This window comes from Vibrio sp. SSH13-20, from assembly GCF_040104475.1.
GTDB lineage: Bacteria > Pseudomonadota > Gammaproteobacteria > Enterobacterales > Vibrionaceae > Vibrio > Vibrio harveyi.
Window position 1 is genome coordinate 258691 of the sequence record NZ_JBECOU010000003.1, and the last position, 16742, is coordinate 275432.

A 16742-nucleotide genomic window follows, 5' to 3' on the forward strand; every position below is an offset into this window, starting at 1 on the left:
GAATCCAAGTGTCAGCTGGTTTATTTTAGGTCAATGGAATCAAGCCATAGATCATCTCATTAGCTCTATCTTCACCAATCCCTATGTGTGACTCATCGTTTCCCTTGTAAGAATCCTATTTGCTCGACTTTAACCACTCGAAATTATATCGATAGGTTTCGATTCTCTGATTTCCAGACATAAAAAAACCCGCTCGAAAGCGGGATTTTACTAAGACTAAATTGAACGCTGCTGGTGATTAACCTTGAATACCGACAATCAACCAAGGTGCGTTTGGTACCGTTAGGTCGCGCTCTAGGTGCCAGATATCTTCGATATCTTCTTCAATGCCTTCTGCTGCATCACGGTAGCGACCACTGAACTGCAGACTAAGCTGTGCTTTACTTGCATCGTAGTCAGCGCGAACGATTTCAGCATCTACATACATCACATCGGTGTGTTGCTCGCCATCTAGCTTCGCACGTTCTGCTTTCAAATCTTCAAATAGGCTTGGTGAAACATACTCTTCAATCGTGTGAAGTTGGTTATGGTTCCATGCGCCTTGCAAGATGCGGTAGTGCTCACGAGAGCCATTGATAAATGCAGCTTGGTCAAAACCCGGTGGGTAGTTATGTGGAATGTCAGTTTGAGCACCGAAACCGCCAAAACCACCAGCGTTTGTATTTGGCTGTTGCTCAAAATTCTGCATGTTTGGTTGCTCGAACTTAGAAGCATTACCGCCAAATGCTGGCTGTTGACGATGCTGATTCATACTGCCCTGTTTAGCGCCAAGCATGCCGCGCATCAATTTGAAGATAACAAATGCAATCAAACCGATGATTAGGATATCCATAAATTGGATACCTTCGAATGCACCACCAAAGAATGCTGCTAACAAACCACCAGCAAGAAGACCACCAAGTAAGCCGCCCATCAAACCTTTTTTGCTTGATGATTTAGCACCTTGTTCTTTACCAATGGTGTTTGTGTTTTGTTGCTGCTGTTTAGGAGCAGGGGCTGTTTTATAACTCTTACCGAAAGACTTACCACCACCGAACTTTTTCGCTTCCGCGATAGGCGTTACAGCAACAGTAAACATCAGTAGGGCGACAATCGAAAATAAACGTTTCATCGTTATCCTTAAAATTGACGATATGTACTTAATCGCGCTGCATGATAGTGAAATGAACGAGCATCTAATATCAGTAGCACGCTAAATATGAGATGTGTCCATCATACTCCGTCGGATTCAACAATGAAACAATCCGTAATAGAAGACATGTATCAGAATATTGCCAACCCACAGGTTTCTGACTTGTTTGCGTTATTGACGGTCAATCAGTAGCTGACTATCATATTGAACGTTGTTCAATAAGTAGTTTTAAATTATGGCGCGCAGAAACGATCACACTAGAGAAGAGTTAGTCAATTTGACTCTTACCACAGTCAAAGACTTTTTAGACGAAAACTCTTACCACGACCTGAGCCTTCGCAAGATCGCTAATATGATAGGTTACGTGCCAAGTACTCTCGTTAATATCTTTGGCAACTATAACCTACTGCTTTTACATGCCGTTGCACAGACATTGGATGAGTTGCAACAAGAAGCAGTAACCGCGACCAAAAACAGTAAGGATGCTCATCAAGCACTTTTTGAACTGGCATACTGCTACCATGACTTTGCGCAAAAACACCCTTACCGCTGGCAACTGGTATTTGAGCACAACATGAATGGTGCTGAGCTTCCAGAGTGGCACGCGAAGCGCATCGATGGTATGACAGGAATGTTGGAATCCTTATTGGCACAAATCGCTCCCCATCGTACTGAATCTGAAGTATTACAAGCGAGTCGAGTATTATGGTCAGGTGTTCACGGCATTACACTTCTGAGTGTCGATGACAAATTTTTCTCAAGCGAACCTATTGATGGTAAAGAGCTTATCGATAACCTGATTTCAAACTACCTGATCAGCTGGTAATAAAGGATTGTTCATGTCATCAGACAGCCAGTCGTCTTTGCTTAGGCAGCGAAAGTTCCTCCCCTACTTTATTACCCAGTTTTTTGGTGCTTTCAACGACAACATATTTAAGAACGTACTGCTGCTGTTTGTGGCTTTTGCTGGGTCAAGCGCGTTACCAATTTCTAGCAACCTTTTCATTAACTTAGCGGCAGGCTTGTTTATTCTTCCATTCTTCTTATTCTCTGCATCAGCTGGGGTGCTCGCGGATAAGTACGAGAAGTCATGGTTTATTCGAAAGGTAAAGTTGTTCGAGATCGGCATCATGCTATTAGGCGCAATTGGTTTTATCACCGAAAGCTATGGCGTCCTGCTCTTATTGCTGTTTTTGATGGGTACCCAATCGGCGTTCTTTGGACCAGTCAAATATGCCCTACTTCCTCAACAACTTAATGAAAGAGAACTCGTCCCTGGCAATGCATTAGTCGAAGCTGGTACGTTTATCGCAATTCTGGTCGGTACTCTCGGTGCCGGTATTATTGCCTCAGCAGAGAGTGCCAAATATCTTGCTGCTTTCTGCGTTGTCATCTTTGCTGTTTTGGGCTACCTATCTAGTCGCTTTATTCCGTTTGCATCAGCCAGCGCGCCGGACATTCAATTCAAATGGCAACCATATAAACAGACCAAACACACACTCGCGATTGCTAAGTCTGATCGTATTGTCTTCCAATGCATCATGGCAATCAGCTGGTTTTGGTTCCTAGGTGCGGCTTATCTGACTCAATTTCCAAACTTCACCAAGGTGTATTTGAACGGTACCGAAAGCGCGGTTTCTTTCCTTCTAGCGCTATTCTCTGTGGGCATTGCGGTTGGCTCCATGGCGTGTAATTGGCTCTCAAATCATCGTATTGAAGTCGGCATCGTGCCGATTGGTGCTCTGGGTATCACAATCTTCGGTTTCTTGATGGCAACATCGATTCCGACCGATCTGCCTCGCTTCCATACTTTCGCTGAGTTTGTTAGCTACGATGCATTCTGGCCCTTGTTCTTCTACTTATTAATGATAGGTGTATCCGGCGGTCTCTTTATCGTCCCCCTTTATGCCTTGATGCAACACCGAGCTAAAGAAACGGAACGAGCGCAGGTCATTGCAGGCTTAAACATCTTTAACTCTCTATTCATGGTAGGCAGCGCTGTATTAGGCATTGTTTGTCTAAGCGTACTTGAAATGAGCATTCCTCAATTGTTTGCTCTTCTGGCGGTGCTTAACTTCCTCGTTGCAACGTACATTTTTTTGCAGATTCCTATCTTTGTGGTGCGCTTTGCAATGTGGGTGGTCACTCATACCATTTACCGAGTGAAGCACAAGAACTTACACCACCTACCAGAACACGGCGGGGCATTGATCGTCTGCAATCATGTCAGCTATATGGACTCACTGCTATTAAGTGCCGTTTGCCCTCGTCTCATTCGATTTGTGATGGAAGAAGACTATGCGAACCTTCCTCCTTTGCGACGATTCCTTCGCCGAGCAGGCGTGATCCCCATCTCGGCTAGCAATCGAACATCGATTCGCCGCGCATTTAATGATGTTGAGAAAGCACTGAGTGAGGGTCATATTGTGTGTATCTTCCCAGAGGGACGTTTAACGTCAGATGGTGAGATGAACGAGTTTATGCGTGGTATCGATATCATCCTTCGCCGCAGCCCTGTCCCTGTTATACCAATGGCACTGAAAGGTTTATGGGGCAGCTATTTCAGCCGTGCAAAAGGTCGCGCATGTAAGGGGTTACCAACCCGTTTCTGGTCTAAATTAGAAATCGAAGCAGGAACACCCGTCGATCCAAAACAAGCCAGCGCGCAAGTTATGTTTGAAAAAGTAAGAGCCCTTCGAGGCGACTGGCGTTAAACTCAGAACAGCACTTTCATATTCTTGAACATGCGTTTAGTTTAACTGAACGCATGTTCAATTCATTAAGACTTTCTGACCAAAAGCGTTACTGTATACTCCAGGCTTTAACTCATAACAACGAACGACACCCTTGAATACAAAGAATATCCCCTTTGGATTGGCACTGCTGTTTTGTTTAACCCCTTTCGTGTCCTCTCCTATTGCGCTTGTGATCGGTTTTCTATTGGCGAGTTTTAGCCTAGTACCGACAGAACTTCCTATTGCCTCTTTTACCAAGAAGTTGCTTTCCTATTCAATCATTGGCTTAGGCTTCGGTATTCACTTTGAGCAGGCTCTAGCAGTCACTTCTGACGGCATTGGTCTTATCATCGCCACCATTCTTGGTACGCTTGTGCTCGGTATGACGATCGCGAAGATGATTAAGTTAGAACGAACGACCGCTTACTTAATCGCTTCTGGCACTGCAATTTGCGGTGGCAGTGCAATTGCCGCTGTCGCTCCAGCGATTAAAGCGAAGGACGAACAAATCGGTCTTGCACTTGCAACGGTTTTCGTTCTGAACTCATTAGCGCTATTTATCTTCCCAGTGATTGGTCACGCAATAGGCTTGGATCAGCATACGTTCGGAACATGGGCGGCGATTGCGATTCACGACACTTCTTCAGTTGTGGGTGCCGCGTCTGCTTACGGCGAAGAAGCACTTACGACAGCAACAACATTGAAACTCGCCCGAGCATTGTGGATTATCCCTGTCGCACTGATCAGTGCTGTGATCTTTTCTCGAGGTAATGGAGAGGAAGGCAAAAGTAAGTTAGTGATTCCTTACTTCATTTTCTGGTACTGTGCTGCAATTGCATTCAGCGATTTTTTCCCACAATTTGAAGTGGTATATCAAGGCATCTTTGCCATTGCTAAGCAAGCTCTTGTGGTTTGTTTGTTCTTGATTGGTTGCAGTATTTCAGTCTCAAAACTCAAATCAGCAGGCGCAAAGCCATTACTGTTTGGCGTCACGTTGTGGGTACTGATTTCTACTACGTCTCTAGGCTGGTTACTTCTCAGCTAAACCTTGATCGATTTTCTGAGGCTGGGTTGGCTCGACTTTTCGCGTGCTTTGACTTTTGTGTACCAACACTAAAGCTATTGCAACCAGAAAGGCAGTTAACTCAGCCAATGAACGCATTAACCCCTCACTGCTGACAGCTACACCGATTTGCAATAATACCGCCGCTGCTAACGCTAATTTGATCATCCTGAACCTTATGCCTTATTCCTTTATCTTTGAGCATGATTATGATTCAGAGTTATAAGGATACGAAATTACCTTTTCGACTAATTCATTGCGAAATCAACTATAACCAAGTGACTTCAAGGTGCTGGATTCAGAGCGCTGTCACTGATTCAAGTTCAAGGAAAACAACGAAGCGTAATAGCAAGCTCTTTCCAAGTTGTTTGACGATGAAATTGTTTCAGTGACACGCTCCCAAAGGGCGAGTTGCCTTGGTTCGTATGCTCCGTTAACAACTTTTGATTTAGAACCACTAGATCTTCAAATTGTTGCCTCGCCTTCAAACCAAGTCATTCTCGCTGAACCAAGCATTTTGAGGTTACTTGGGTATATGACTTTCTATCCATGAAATAAAGGTTTTCACTTTAGGTCGATGTTCATAGCCAGATGGACAAATTAAATCGTACCCCAAGTTCGTATCCATTGTCGGATAAGGGCTAACCAATTCTCCTTTATCCAGTAAATCTTTGACGAATCGATACCGCCCCATCGCCACACCAACACTATTTCTCGCCGCGAGCACCGCCATATCTCGATGGCTAACACAATAAAAATGCTCAAAGATATCAACATCAAGTCCCACATGGGCAATCCATCGTTGCCATACATCCGAACCCAATGCATGGATAAAGTTGATACGATGAAGTGATGCCATCCCATCCTCTAAAATATTCTGTTCTTTCATGTACTCAGGTGTACAGACCGGGATGTACTTTTCACCAAACAGTCTTTGGCGATACACATCAACCAAATGCTCCGTATCATAAAAAATCGCAGCATCAATGTGATTAGTCACTAAATCTAATTGGTTTTCCTGTGCAAACAGGTTGAGGTTAAATCCCGGATAAAGACGTTTAAAATCCGCAATACGTGGCATCAACCATCCATTTAAGAATCCCGGAGATGCAGCGATATTCAGTTCACCAACTAAATCCGTTGATTTTATTTCTTCAATTTCATTAAAGATGGTGCTCAGTGACGATGATAATGTCTTTTGGAATCGGTACCCTTCTGCGGTCAAATCTAACTTCCGCGTACCTCGCACAAACAGAGAAAAACCAAGCTCCTGCTCTAGCACTTTGATGCGATGACTCACAGCGCCTTGAGTGAGGTGCAACTCTTTCGCTGCCTGCGTAAAGCTGAGGTGCTTCGCTGCGATACTGAAAGTATGAAGGTTTCTAAGCAGTAACTGTTGGTTAGCCATAACGCACCATGCATTAAAAATATTAATTCATGATAGTAGTGATTTCGTTTGTTTGCGTCGATAATTAAGTTTCAAATAGTCTCTAGAAACTAAATAAAAACACCACTTTCAAACATAGATCATGTTTTAGGTGGCATTAAAATTATAGGGGCAAATATGAATATACTCGGCTATATGCAAAAAGTCGGTAAGGCATTAATGGTACCCGTGGCGACCCTACCTGCTGCGGCAATATTAATGGGGATTGGCTACTGGATTGATCCGGTCGGTTGGGGCTCTGAAAGTGTTTTAGCGGCATTCCTAATTAAATCCGGTGGAGCCATCATTGATAATATGGCGGTACTGTTCGCCGTTGGTGTCGCTTTCGGATTAAGTAAGGATAAGAATGGCTCTGCCGCTTTATCTGGTTTTATCTGTTTTATGGTGCTAACCACATTACTAGCACCGGGTGCCGTTACTCAATTGATGGATATTAGTGCTGACGAAGTGCCTGATGCGTTCAACAAAATCAACAACCAGTTTATCGGTATTCTAGTTGGCGTAATCTCAGCAGAAATCTATAACCGTTACTCTGGTGTTGAGCTACCAAAGGCGTTGGCATTCTTCAGTGGCAAGCGTCTGGTTCCAATCTTAACCTCTATCGCTGGCATGGCTTTGGCTTTTGTCCTGCTTTACGTATGGCCTGTGATTTACGATGCATTAATTATTTTCGGGACTAAGCTCGAATCCATGGGGGCGTTAGGCGCAGGTCTCTTTGGCTTCTTTAACCGTTTGATGCTGACAATCGGCATGCACCACGCGCTCTACCCAGTCTTCTGGTTTGATGTGGTTGGCATCAACGACATTCCAAACTTCTTAGGCGGCGCACAGTCTATTGCCAATGGTACGGCTGTGATCGGCAAAACTGGTATGTACCAAGCTGGCTTCTTCCCAATTATGATGTTTGGTCTACCAGGTGCCGCTCTTGCGATTTATCACTGCGCTGATAAGCAAAACAAAACCAAAGTGTTTTCTATCATGCTGGCTGCTGCGATGGCGTCTTTCTTCACTGGTATCACAGAACCTCTAGAGTTCAGCTTCATGTTCTTAGCGCCAGTGTTGTACCTGATTCACGCAGTATTAACGGGGATCTCAATGTACATTGCGGCAAGCATGCAATGGATGGCAGGTTTTGGCTTCTCTGCAGGCTTCGTTGACTTCGTGCTGTCAAGCCAAAACCCGCTGGCGACCAAATGGTACATGCTGATCCCACAAGGTTTAGTTTTCTTCGCGATTTACTACAGCGTATTCCGCTTTGCGATTATTAAGTTCAACTTACGTACACCCGGTCGCGGCGAGGATATGGAAAAAGAAGTCACTGAGAACATTGGTGAATTGGCGAAAGACTACATCGCAGCGATTGGTGGTGCAGATAACATTCTCGAGGTGGACAATTGTATTACTCGCCTTCGCTTGACTGTAAAAGACTCTTCTCTAGCCGATGAAGCTAAGCTAAAACAACTAGGTGCTGCTGGTGTAGTTATGATTGGTAAAGGCGGCTTACAAGTGATTATCGGATTGGGCAAAGTAGATAAAGTGGCTGAGCAGATGAAAGTCGCGCTCGCTAACTAAAGAATTGTGGTGACTCACCATCACCACATCCCCCTGAAGTGCAATAACGCTTAGTCACCGTTTTGCACTTCATTTTTTAACCAGTCTTTCACTGCTTTGCGCGACACTTTAATACCACCACCCAACAGAGTTTGAGGCATTGCGTAATACGCTACTGGCCATTTGAATTTCTCTAGCTTAGTTTTTAGGTATTGCTCGTACTGTACTTTGCTCAATAACGATTCAGTTTGAATCACAGCCACTGGTCGGTGTCCAAATTCCGCATCTTCTACTGGCACAACAATGCTTTGTGAAATACCCTCGATTTGGTTCAGTACTGCTTCAATTTCTTCGCAGTGAACATTCTCACCGCCAGAGATGAATTGGTTGTCTGCTCGTCCAATGATCTTAAGTTCATCGCCTTGCCACTCACCTAAGTCTTTACTGTCGAACCAACCATCATCATTAAGCAGAGAAGTAATACTTCCTTGATTGAAGTAGCCAGTTGCGAGAGTGAGCCCGCCAATATAAATGCGTTGCTCCTCCAGCTTAATATCTCGATTTTGCAATAGGTGACCTGCATTGCTGATGCTGTCTATTTGCTTTGCTGTCACCGTTGAAGCGGCTTCCGTCATGCCGTAGCCTAGCCAAGTCTCAATGCCTTGTTGTGTCGCTCGTAGTGCGAGCTCATGTGCGACGTGGCTACCACCCAGTAATACATGCGTGAGAGACAATTCAACTTGTTCGTCCAGCAAACGCTTAAGCTGGGTCGAGACTAAAGAAGCATGAGAGACACCAACAATATCGTCTGCAAGGCTTCCACTTCCGACCTTAATGGTTGCACCAGCGAACAGCCAGCGATACACAATGGCAAGACCAGAAACATGATAAAGCGGCAAAGAGAGTAACCACGTACCTTGTTGGTCGAACCGAAACTCAGCCAACAGACCTTGAGCTGAAGAAAGATGCTGTCTATGCGTATGAACAACCGCTTTGGGCGTACCGGTTGAACCAGAGGTAAATACGATAGATGCGAATCCATCATGCGAGTATCCGTCAGTAGAGAGCACTGATACATCATCGGTGTCAGTGTCTGGAATCGACAACAAGGTAGCACTAAGTTGTGATAACTGATTTTCAGAGTACAAACCAACGGCACCATCAGCAAACCAAACAAAGCGTTGCTGGTTCGGTTTGTATAATGTCGTTAGTTTGCCAGACAGAGCCTCAAAAGGCTGCGGCATGGTTAAAGCAACAGTCGCTCCTAACTGCTGAGCGGCAAGATAAAACCACAGGGTTTCAACTTGATTCTTACCGACTAACGTCACCACATCTCCATTCATCACACCTTGCTGTTGCAGGGAATGAACATAATGGCTAATCCGTGCCGCTAATTGCTGCCAATTGAGCGACGCTTTGTTTGTTTCAAGGGCAATAGAAAAAGGGCTCACTTGAGCCCAGTATTTCCAAGGTGCAATCGCAATATCATCTACGCTGAATGCCACACTAACTCCTGCTCTGACAGCGGAATAACTGGAAGATCGCACTTCGGCCAGCCCTGCTCTAATTGCGCTTTAAACAAACCAATGGTATCCAAACCTGGGATCTCATTTGGTAGTTGCCATTGTGCTAAGCGCGCAAGTTGGTTGAGACCTAAGCTCGATTCAATGCTTGAGCTGATCACGGCTTTAATGCCCAGCGTCTTCGCCTTTTCAATCAGCTTAATACAGAAATCAACCGAGCCGATTAACGTTGGCTTGATGATGATGGTTTTCACACCAGTAAGATCTTCCAAGCTGAAATCTTCACGACGAACCGCATCTTGCAACGTCTCATCCCACGCGATAGCGATCCCCGTATTGATTGCAAAAGACAGGCTGTCACCAGGAGAGCGACATGGCTCCTCCAAGAAGGTGATGCGCTGGCGTAGTGATGGTGCAATGTATTTTGCAAACTGCTGCGCTTTTTCTGGCGTCCAAGCACGGTTTGCATCAAGACGAAGCGTTAGCTGTGGAATCGACTCAAGAAACAAGTTCACCAGCATACCGTCACGAATCGGTTCATACAGACCGACTTTTACTTTCGCGACTTTTTCGCCTTCCATTTCGTTCAGTTTTGGGATCAGATCGTCTGGGTCACCGTTACACAAAGGCGCGACTTGGTGCTTACCTTGCGTAGGTAAACCACCTTCAAGCTCCAGTTGAGCCATCGACAAACCAAACGCAACCGATGGATACATGTGGTTGTAATCCAAAGGTAAGTTCGCAACCCAGCGTTCAACCTGAGCTTGCAATTGAATACCGGCTTCTTCCACACCTTCCAAGCTAAAACCAACCAGTGGAGCGACTTCACCACGACCGATTTTATCGCCTTCGGACAGTTCAACGATGTAACCTGTACGTTCCGTCAACTTGTTATCACGCAGTATCACGCCACTGTCCATTGGCAAGCAGTAACGATAAATCTTCGCTTTACGCATAATTCGAATCCTATGTAATGCCGTATATTCTGAGCTCTTTAGCGAGACAACCCGCTAGCCTCCCAGAGGGCGAGGCGCTCAGGACGAAAACGAAATAGAGGAGCGCATGGCTCCTCTTCTTATACGGATTATGGGTTACGAGGGAATTTGTCGAAGTCTGGGCGACGTTTCTCGTTGAATGCGTTACGACCTTCTTGGCCTTCATCCGTCATGTAGAACATCATTGTCGCGTTACCAGCAAGCTCTTGCAGACCCGCTTGACCATCACAGTCTGCATTGAGTGCCGCTTTCAAACAACGTAGCGCCATAGGGCTATGTTGTAGAACTTCACGACACCAGCGAACGGTTTCTTTTTCTAGGTCTTCTAGTGGCACAACTGTGTTCACTAGTCCCATATCTACTGCTTCTTGTGCATTGTAGAAGCGACATAGGAACCAGATTTCGCGAGCTTTCTTCTGGCCAACAATGCGAGCCATGTAAGATGCACCCCAGCCACCATCGAATGAACCGACTTTAGGACCCGTTTGACCAAATTGTGCATTGTCAGCAGCAATCGTTAGATCACACATCATATGAAGAACATGACCACCACCGACAGCCCAACCTGCAACCGATGCGATCACTGGTTTTGGACAAGTACGGATGTCGCGTTGGAAATCCAATACGTTTAGATGGTGAGTGCCTTGGTCGTCTTTATAGCCGCCGTAATCACCGCGGATCTTCTGGTCACCGCCAGAACAGAAAGCGTCTTCGCCTAGACCCGTTAGAATGATCACGCCGACACCGGAGTCGTAGCGTGCATCTGCCAACGCATCAATCATCTCTTTCACCGTTTGAGGGCGGAACGCATTACGCACTTGTGGGCGTGCAATAGTAATTTTCGCGATACCGTCTTCAGACTTGTGGTAATGAATGTCCTCGTATTTCTCGCCGCAATCTTTCCATTGAACCGGAGCGTAAAGTTCTTCTTCAGAAATGCCTACTGTTTTAGCCATGGTGATTCCCATTGTTCTCGTTGCTCTCACCCAAAGTGAGAATGAAATATTTGATTAATGTGCATCGCAAATTGTTGTGGTTGCTCTTGATGGACATTGTGTCCAGCCCCCTCAACTTGTCGATACGCCAACCCGCTACTCTCAGCCAGTTGACTAAATTTTTTGTCTTTTGAACCGCAAATGTAATACAGCGGAATGGTTTGTTGTTGCAGCGCAGGCAGCAAGTAAGATTGCTTTGCTAAAGACGTCGCAAGCAACATGTCCGCAACTGCTGAACCAAGATTAGCACTTCGTTTCTCAATCAATGTTTGTCTTTGCTCATGGTTTAGTGAAGAAAAGACCAACTGTTGGTACCAATCGTTCAAAACACAGGCAAGAGGCTCTGTTTTGAAGCGTCTCGCCCAATGCGCATCGTTGCTAAACCGTGCTTGTTTTTCTGACTCGCTTTGCAGCCCGAAGTTTCCCCCTTCGATAATCGCACCGCAAATATTGAGATCCAGAAAACACTGGTGCGCAAGACCATGCATAGCAATGCGCCCACCCATTGAATAACCAATCAGAATAAACGGTTGTTGTGAGGGAAATAGTAAAGATAGTGTGGAATGGAGCAGTTTGCAGCAATCATTCAGGTCACGGCAAAAAATAGATTGGCTATGCCCATGCCCGGGTAAGTCAATCGTTACTCGGTCATACTGTGGCAAAGCTGCCATACACGTTTGCCAATCCTCACCACTGCCAAGCAAACCATGCAAAAACACCAACGTAGGTAATGCGCTACCTTGGTGTTTTTCCGTTGCAGGAAAGTGTTCAGAATAGAGCATGTAGATTCTTATTGAAGGATTTAAGATGCTCTACCGCTTGATTTGACGGCGTTTGCACTTCGACCACCAATGCTCCACGACCTGTCGCCAAATGTTGTGCTACTAACGTTTGGTACTCTGCCAGCGTGCTTGGTTTACTGTATTCTAATCCAAACTGCTTAGCGGCATGCTCAAACTCATAGCCATGGGGCATTTGGTAGAAAGACTCCCTATGCTCTTGTGGCACTGGCAGTAAATCAAAAATCGCACCACCATCGTTATTCGTGATCACTAAAACCGAAGGTAATTCACTGTGTGTAAACAGCGCTAGTGAGTTCAATCCATATAGAGCAGAAGTATCGCCAAGGAACATCAACATTGGATTTTGACGAGCTCGTTGCACACCACTTGCCGTAGCAAACAATCCATCAATACCCGAAGCGCCACGGTTAGTGAAGACTTCGGTATTGTCCAGTTTGCCAAACATATCGATTAGGCGAACAAACAAGCTATTACCAACAAACAAGTCCACCCCTTGAGACCGCTCCGCAACATCTATTGCCAAAGCAATTTCACTCAATTCACTCTTAGGATCGGAGACAAACAAACCTTTCGCATGCTGAGTCACCTGTTTGATGTCAGCAGCAAGGTCATCTGCCCAGCCGGAATACTCCGATTCAAACTCTGTAGTACGCTCTACCCACGCGCTTGGCTGCTCTGCCCAATGCCATTGAGGCAAGTGGCTTTGATTGTCACGATCCAATCGTGGAGAGACATACCAATATTGAATATCCCCACCATGCTGATTGCGAGAAACATGTCTCTCTAACCAATGATTAAAACGCTTAGAAATGATTCGACTGCCGAACTGAACAATCAAATCGCAGTCATCAAGCTGGCTTGCCAACCTTGGATTTTGTAGCCATAAATCAAAGTGCGCCCAATCAGAACTCACTCCACTTTGTGGGTCGGCAAGTATCGGCCACCCCATCTGCTCCGCAAATACACGAGCCGCTTGCGCTTGAACTAATGGCAAGCTTCCGATGACTACCACGCCTTTGTTATCGCCGCAACTTGGGATCGCACTGCTGGTTTTAGGGTTAAATCGCTGACAATACGTGACTTTGCTGTCTCTCCAACCTGCAACCGTGTCCAAGTAGCTTTGGTACGTACTCTTTTCAGTGTTCGAGTACAAAGGCTCGGGAAAGGCACAGTTAATGTGTACCGCACTGCCTCTTAGGCGTTGCGTAAACATCACTTCATCAACAGAAGTCAGCAACCAATTAAGAGGCGTTGATAATGTCGGACTCGGAAGGTTTAAACTGTCCGATACATGCTCAGCGAAAATACCCAATTGGTTGATGGCTTGGTTTGCACCGCAACCTACTAATTCAACAGGGCGGTCAGCAGTCAGTACCACCAGCTTTTCACCAGTCAACTTTGCTTCAGCAATCGCAGGCAATAAGTTCGCTACGGCAGTGCCAGAAGTCACAATCAATGCGACCGGCTCTTTGCTTGCTTTAGCAAGTCCGAGCGCCATGAAGCCTAATCCACGCTCATCAAAATGAGTATGAATAGTAAAATTGGGGTTATCTGCCGCTTCTACTGTTAAAGGTGTAGAGCGAGAACCAGGCGCAATACAAACGTGATTCACACCGAAGCGGTTCAATTCTGTCAGGATGGTTTCAGACCAGATGCGATTCAAAACAGCTTGATCGGCACTCATGATGCAACCCCAAGCGGTGGGTGATCTGAAATAAGAGAAAGTAACGTCGACATTTTTTTATCTAACTCGGCCCATTCATGTTCTGCAATGGAGCCTGGAACAATACCCGCGCCAGCAAACAGTTGAACTTGATCCCCTAAGATCAAAGCACTTCTGATCGCAACGCAAAATTCTGCACGTTCATGGCTAATATAACCCATCGAACCTGCATACCAACCACGAGCAAACGGTTCGTTATCCAGAATAAACTGCATCGATTCCTTGCGTGGTAAACCCGCTACTGCAGCGGTTGGTTGTAAAGCGGAAAGAAGCTGAACCCCATTGATTCCAGCTTTCAGTTCAGCGTGAATATTACGCTTCAAGTGCTGAACTTTTCTTAAACGTACTAAGCGAGGCTCGTTTTCGACCTCAACGCTTTCTGAATGCGGCGACAAACGATCGATAATGTCATCCACTACATATTGGTTTTCATTCAGATTTTTAGAATCTTGAGATAGCCAGTTTGCTAGCTCCATATCTTGCTTTGCATTATCGCCACGACCAATAGTGCCGGCTAAAGCTTCAGTATGAAGCTCATGACCAACGCGTGAATAAAGACGCTCAGGCGTTGACCCCATAAAACTATGTTTACTGTCTAGACTCAATAGAAAATGAAAGCTGTGGTGATTATTTAAGTAGCTTGCTTTAAGTAACTGCGCAGCAGAAAGTGTCGAATCTAGTTGAACCACTGTTTTGCGAGCCAAAACCACTTTCTTGAAATCATCGTTTTCAATACCTGTCAGCACTTTTTCTACTAGCGTGTTCCACTCAGGCTCAGTTGGCGCGTGGTCAATAGATCGAATATGAGAAGAAATAGGCGCAAGGCTAGGCACATCACAAACCAGCTTTTTTAAGCCTGCTAATGTACGGGTTTTATCTTCTGAGATATTGACTGCGAGCGACCATTGTTGATCGAAGCGAATCAACTCGATTTGAGGAAGAAAAAAGAAAGATGGCATGCAGCGACGATTTTTCTCGTGCTGACCATCGAATGAACGGCCACCCCATACACGTTGACCTTCTCCAAGGATCGTATATGCAGGTCCCGGCTCAACAAAAGAATGGAGCTGACCTAGGGCAACAACCTCTTCACGAGTATCACGGGACTGCCAGTAAAACTTGGGAAAAAGTGGTTGTGCTTCAAGCCAGTCAATAAACGCGAAATTTGGTTTCTCGTTGAGTGGCTCGACTAAACGTGTTTGATTGCCTTCCGTTTGCTGAACTCGCTCGATAATTCTATTTACGGCTTGATGGAACTGTGACAAATCAACCTCGAAATATGTGAGGATTAGTGGTAACTGACGGCTACTCTAAGTTTAGACCCAAAGCAAATCAAGGTCGTATGCGATCTTTTGCAAAATCCTGTGATGGCGACAGGACAAAACTTAGCCACTAAACGGATAATTTACAGATTTATATTCTAATAAAAAACAAATTATTGTATTTTAATAAAGAAATTAACGATTTTTTAGGAATTAAACAATGCAAAATATCGGGATGTCGTCAAAACTCGACAATGTCTGCTACGACATTAGGGGTCCTGTACTCAAACATGCTAAACGCATGGAGGAAGAAGGGCATAAAATCCTAAAGCTAAACATTGGTAACCCCGCCCCATTTGGTTTTGACGCCCCTGATGAGATTCTAGTAGATGTAATCCGTAATCTACCAACTTCTCAAGGCTATTGTGATTCCAAGGGTATTTACTCAGCACGTAAAGCCGTCGTGCAGCACTACCAACGTAAAGGCATCCGTTCTCTGGATGTGGAAGATGTATACGTAGGCAACGGTGTTTCCGAACTCATCGTAATGGCAATGCAAGCGCTATTGAATAATGGCGATGAAATGCTGATCCCAGCACCGGATTACCCATTGTGGACGGCATCTGTTGCGCTATCAGGCGGTAAGCCTGTTCATTACTTATGTGATGAAGGTGCGGACTGGTATCCAGATCTAGAAGACATCAAAAAGAAAATCACGCCAAAAACACGCGGTATTGTTCTCATCAACCCGAACAACCCAACGGGTGCGGTTTACAGCCGTGATTTCCTTTTAGAAGTGATTGAGATTGCGCGTCAACATAAGTTGATGATCTTCGCCGACGAAATCTACGACAAAGTACTTTACGACGGTGCAACACACACTTCTGTCGCAACACTTACTGACGATGTATTGGTAATGACCTTCAACGGTCTGTCAAAAGCATACCGTGTTTGTGGTTTCCGCGGTGGTTGGATGTTCCTAACGGGTCCTAAACATTTGGCTCAAGGCTACATCAACGGTCTCGAACTGCTGTCTTCAATGCGTTTGTGTGCCAACGTACCAATGCAACATGCAATCCAAACCGCGTTAGGCGGCTACCAAAGTATTAATGAGTTAATCCTGCCAGGTGGTCGTCTTCTTGAACAACGAAACCGCGCTTACGAACTGATCAATCAGATCCCTGGGGTTTCGTGTGTGAAGCCAAAAGGCGCGATGTACTTGTTCCCGAAAATCGACACCAAGATGTACAACATCAAAAATGACCAACAAATGGTCTTGGATTTCTTAAAACAAGAGAAGGTATTGTTGGTACAAGGCTCTGGCTTCAACTGGCCAAAACCCGATCACTTCCGTATCGTGACTTTACCCCACGTAGAAGATCTCGAAACCGCGATTAGTCGCTTTGAACGGTTCTTAACAACGTATAGCCAGTAGTAATTACTACTGAACTCTCATATGCTTAGAGGAGCTCCTAGTGAGCTCCTTTTTTTGTATCAGAATCAAAATTGGAGA

14 protein-coding genes are annotated in these 16742 nt (G+C 45.3%); 5 read left to right on the forward strand and 9 right to left on the reverse strand.

Features of this window, described 5'->3' with window-relative positions; all coding sequences use genetic code 11:
* Positions 1-238 precede the first annotated feature (238 nt).
* Positions 239-1111, reverse strand: a complete 873-nt coding sequence (locus tag ABMY42_RS09935) for a TIM44-like domain-containing protein (protein ID WP_005446611.1) — start codon at positions 1109-1111, stop codon at positions 239-241.
* Positions 1112-1367: 256 nt separating this feature from the next.
* Here ABMY42_RS09935 and ABMY42_RS09940 point away from each other — a divergent pair, with 256 nt between their 5' ends.
* From ABMY42_RS09940 to ABMY42_RS09950, 3 genes are all read left to right on the forward strand, one after another.
* Positions 1368-1958 (forward strand): TetR-like C-terminal domain-containing protein, encoded by a 591-nt coding sequence (locus tag ABMY42_RS09940; RefSeq protein WP_005446609.1) that lies wholly within the window; start codon positions 1368-1370, stop codon positions 1956-1958.
* Between the two features lie 13 nt (positions 1959-1971).
* Positions 1972-3846: an MFS transporter gene (locus tag ABMY42_RS09945; RefSeq protein ID WP_017819006.1), complete on the forward strand. Its 1875-nt coding sequence runs from the start codon at positions 1972-1974 to the stop codon at positions 3844-3846.
* Between the two features lie 160 nt (positions 3847-4006).
* On the forward strand, positions 4007-4912 hold the full coding sequence (locus tag ABMY42_RS09950) for a putative sulfate exporter family transporter (protein ID WP_017188349.1): 906 nt from the start codon (positions 4007-4009) through the stop codon (positions 4910-4912).
* Here the strand turns inward: ABMY42_RS09950 and ABMY42_RS09955 are convergent.
* Entirely contained in the window at positions 4898-5098 is a 201-nt protein-coding gene (locus tag ABMY42_RS09955) for a hypothetical protein (RefSeq protein ID WP_005446604.1), read from the reverse strand. The genes ABMY42_RS09950 and ABMY42_RS09955 overlap by 15 nt on opposite strands.
* A 355-nt stretch (positions 5099-5453) precedes the next feature.
* Positions 5454-6338 (reverse strand): LysR substrate-binding domain-containing protein, encoded by an 885-nt coding sequence (locus tag ABMY42_RS09960; RefSeq protein ID WP_005446602.1) that lies wholly within the window; start codon positions 6336-6338, stop codon positions 5454-5456.
* A 156-nt stretch (positions 6339-6494) separates the two neighbouring features.
* Here ABMY42_RS09960 and nagE point away from each other — a divergent pair, with 156 nt between their 5' ends.
* Positions 6495-7949, forward strand: a complete 1455-nt coding sequence (gene nagE, locus ABMY42_RS09965) for an N-acetylglucosamine-specific PTS transporter subunit IIBC (RefSeq protein ID WP_009700394.1) — start codon at positions 6495-6497, stop codon at positions 7947-7949.
* 50 nt (positions 7950-7999) lie between these two features.
* On the opposite strand, the gene menE is transcribed toward nagE, so the two are convergent.
* The 6 genes from menE to ABMY42_RS09995 all read right to left on the reverse strand — a co-directional run bounded on the left by menE (position 8000) and on the right by ABMY42_RS09995 (position 15232).
* Positions 8000-9433, reverse strand: coding sequence for an o-succinylbenzoate--CoA ligase (gene menE, locus ABMY42_RS09970; protein WP_050908571.1), 1434 nt, complete (start codon positions 9431-9433; stop codon positions 8000-8002).
* Positions 9418-10407 (reverse strand): o-succinylbenzoate synthase, encoded by a 990-nt coding sequence (menC, locus tag ABMY42_RS09975; protein ID WP_005446597.1) that lies wholly within the window; start codon positions 10405-10407, stop codon positions 9418-9420. The genes menE and menC overlap by 16 nt, the downstream gene beginning before the upstream one ends.
* 128 nt (positions 10408-10535) lie before the next feature.
* Complete coding sequence (gene menB, locus ABMY42_RS09980) at positions 10536-11402, reverse strand: 1,4-dihydroxy-2-naphthoyl-CoA synthase (protein ID WP_005446595.1); 867 nt, start codon at positions 11400-11402, stop codon at positions 10536-10538.
* 26 nt (positions 11403-11428) lie between these two features.
* On the reverse strand, positions 11429-12223 hold the full coding sequence (menH, locus tag ABMY42_RS09985) for a 2-succinyl-6-hydroxy-2,4-cyclohexadiene-1-carboxylate synthase (RefSeq protein WP_256893364.1): 795 nt from the start codon (positions 12221-12223) through the stop codon (positions 11429-11431).
* Positions 12210-13928 (reverse strand): 2-succinyl-5-enolpyruvyl-6-hydroxy-3-cyclohexene-1-carboxylic-acid synthase, encoded by a 1719-nt coding sequence (menD, locus tag ABMY42_RS09990; RefSeq protein WP_009698339.1) that lies wholly within the window; start codon positions 13926-13928, stop codon positions 12210-12212. Before menD ends, menH begins: the two co-directional genes overlap by 14 nt.
* Positions 13925-15232, reverse strand: a complete 1308-nt coding sequence (locus ABMY42_RS09995) for an isochorismate synthase (RefSeq protein WP_017188355.1) — start codon at positions 15230-15232, stop codon at positions 13925-13927. Before ABMY42_RS09995 ends, menD begins: the two co-directional genes overlap by 4 nt.
* 217 nt (positions 15233-15449) lie before the next feature.
* Between ABMY42_RS09995 and ABMY42_RS10000 the strand changes: the two genes are divergently transcribed.
* Positions 15450-16664, forward strand: coding sequence for a pyridoxal phosphate-dependent aminotransferase (locus ABMY42_RS10000; protein WP_005446588.1), 1215 nt, complete (start codon positions 15450-15452; stop codon positions 16662-16664).
* The last annotated feature ends 78 nt before the right edge of the window (positions 16665-16742 follow it).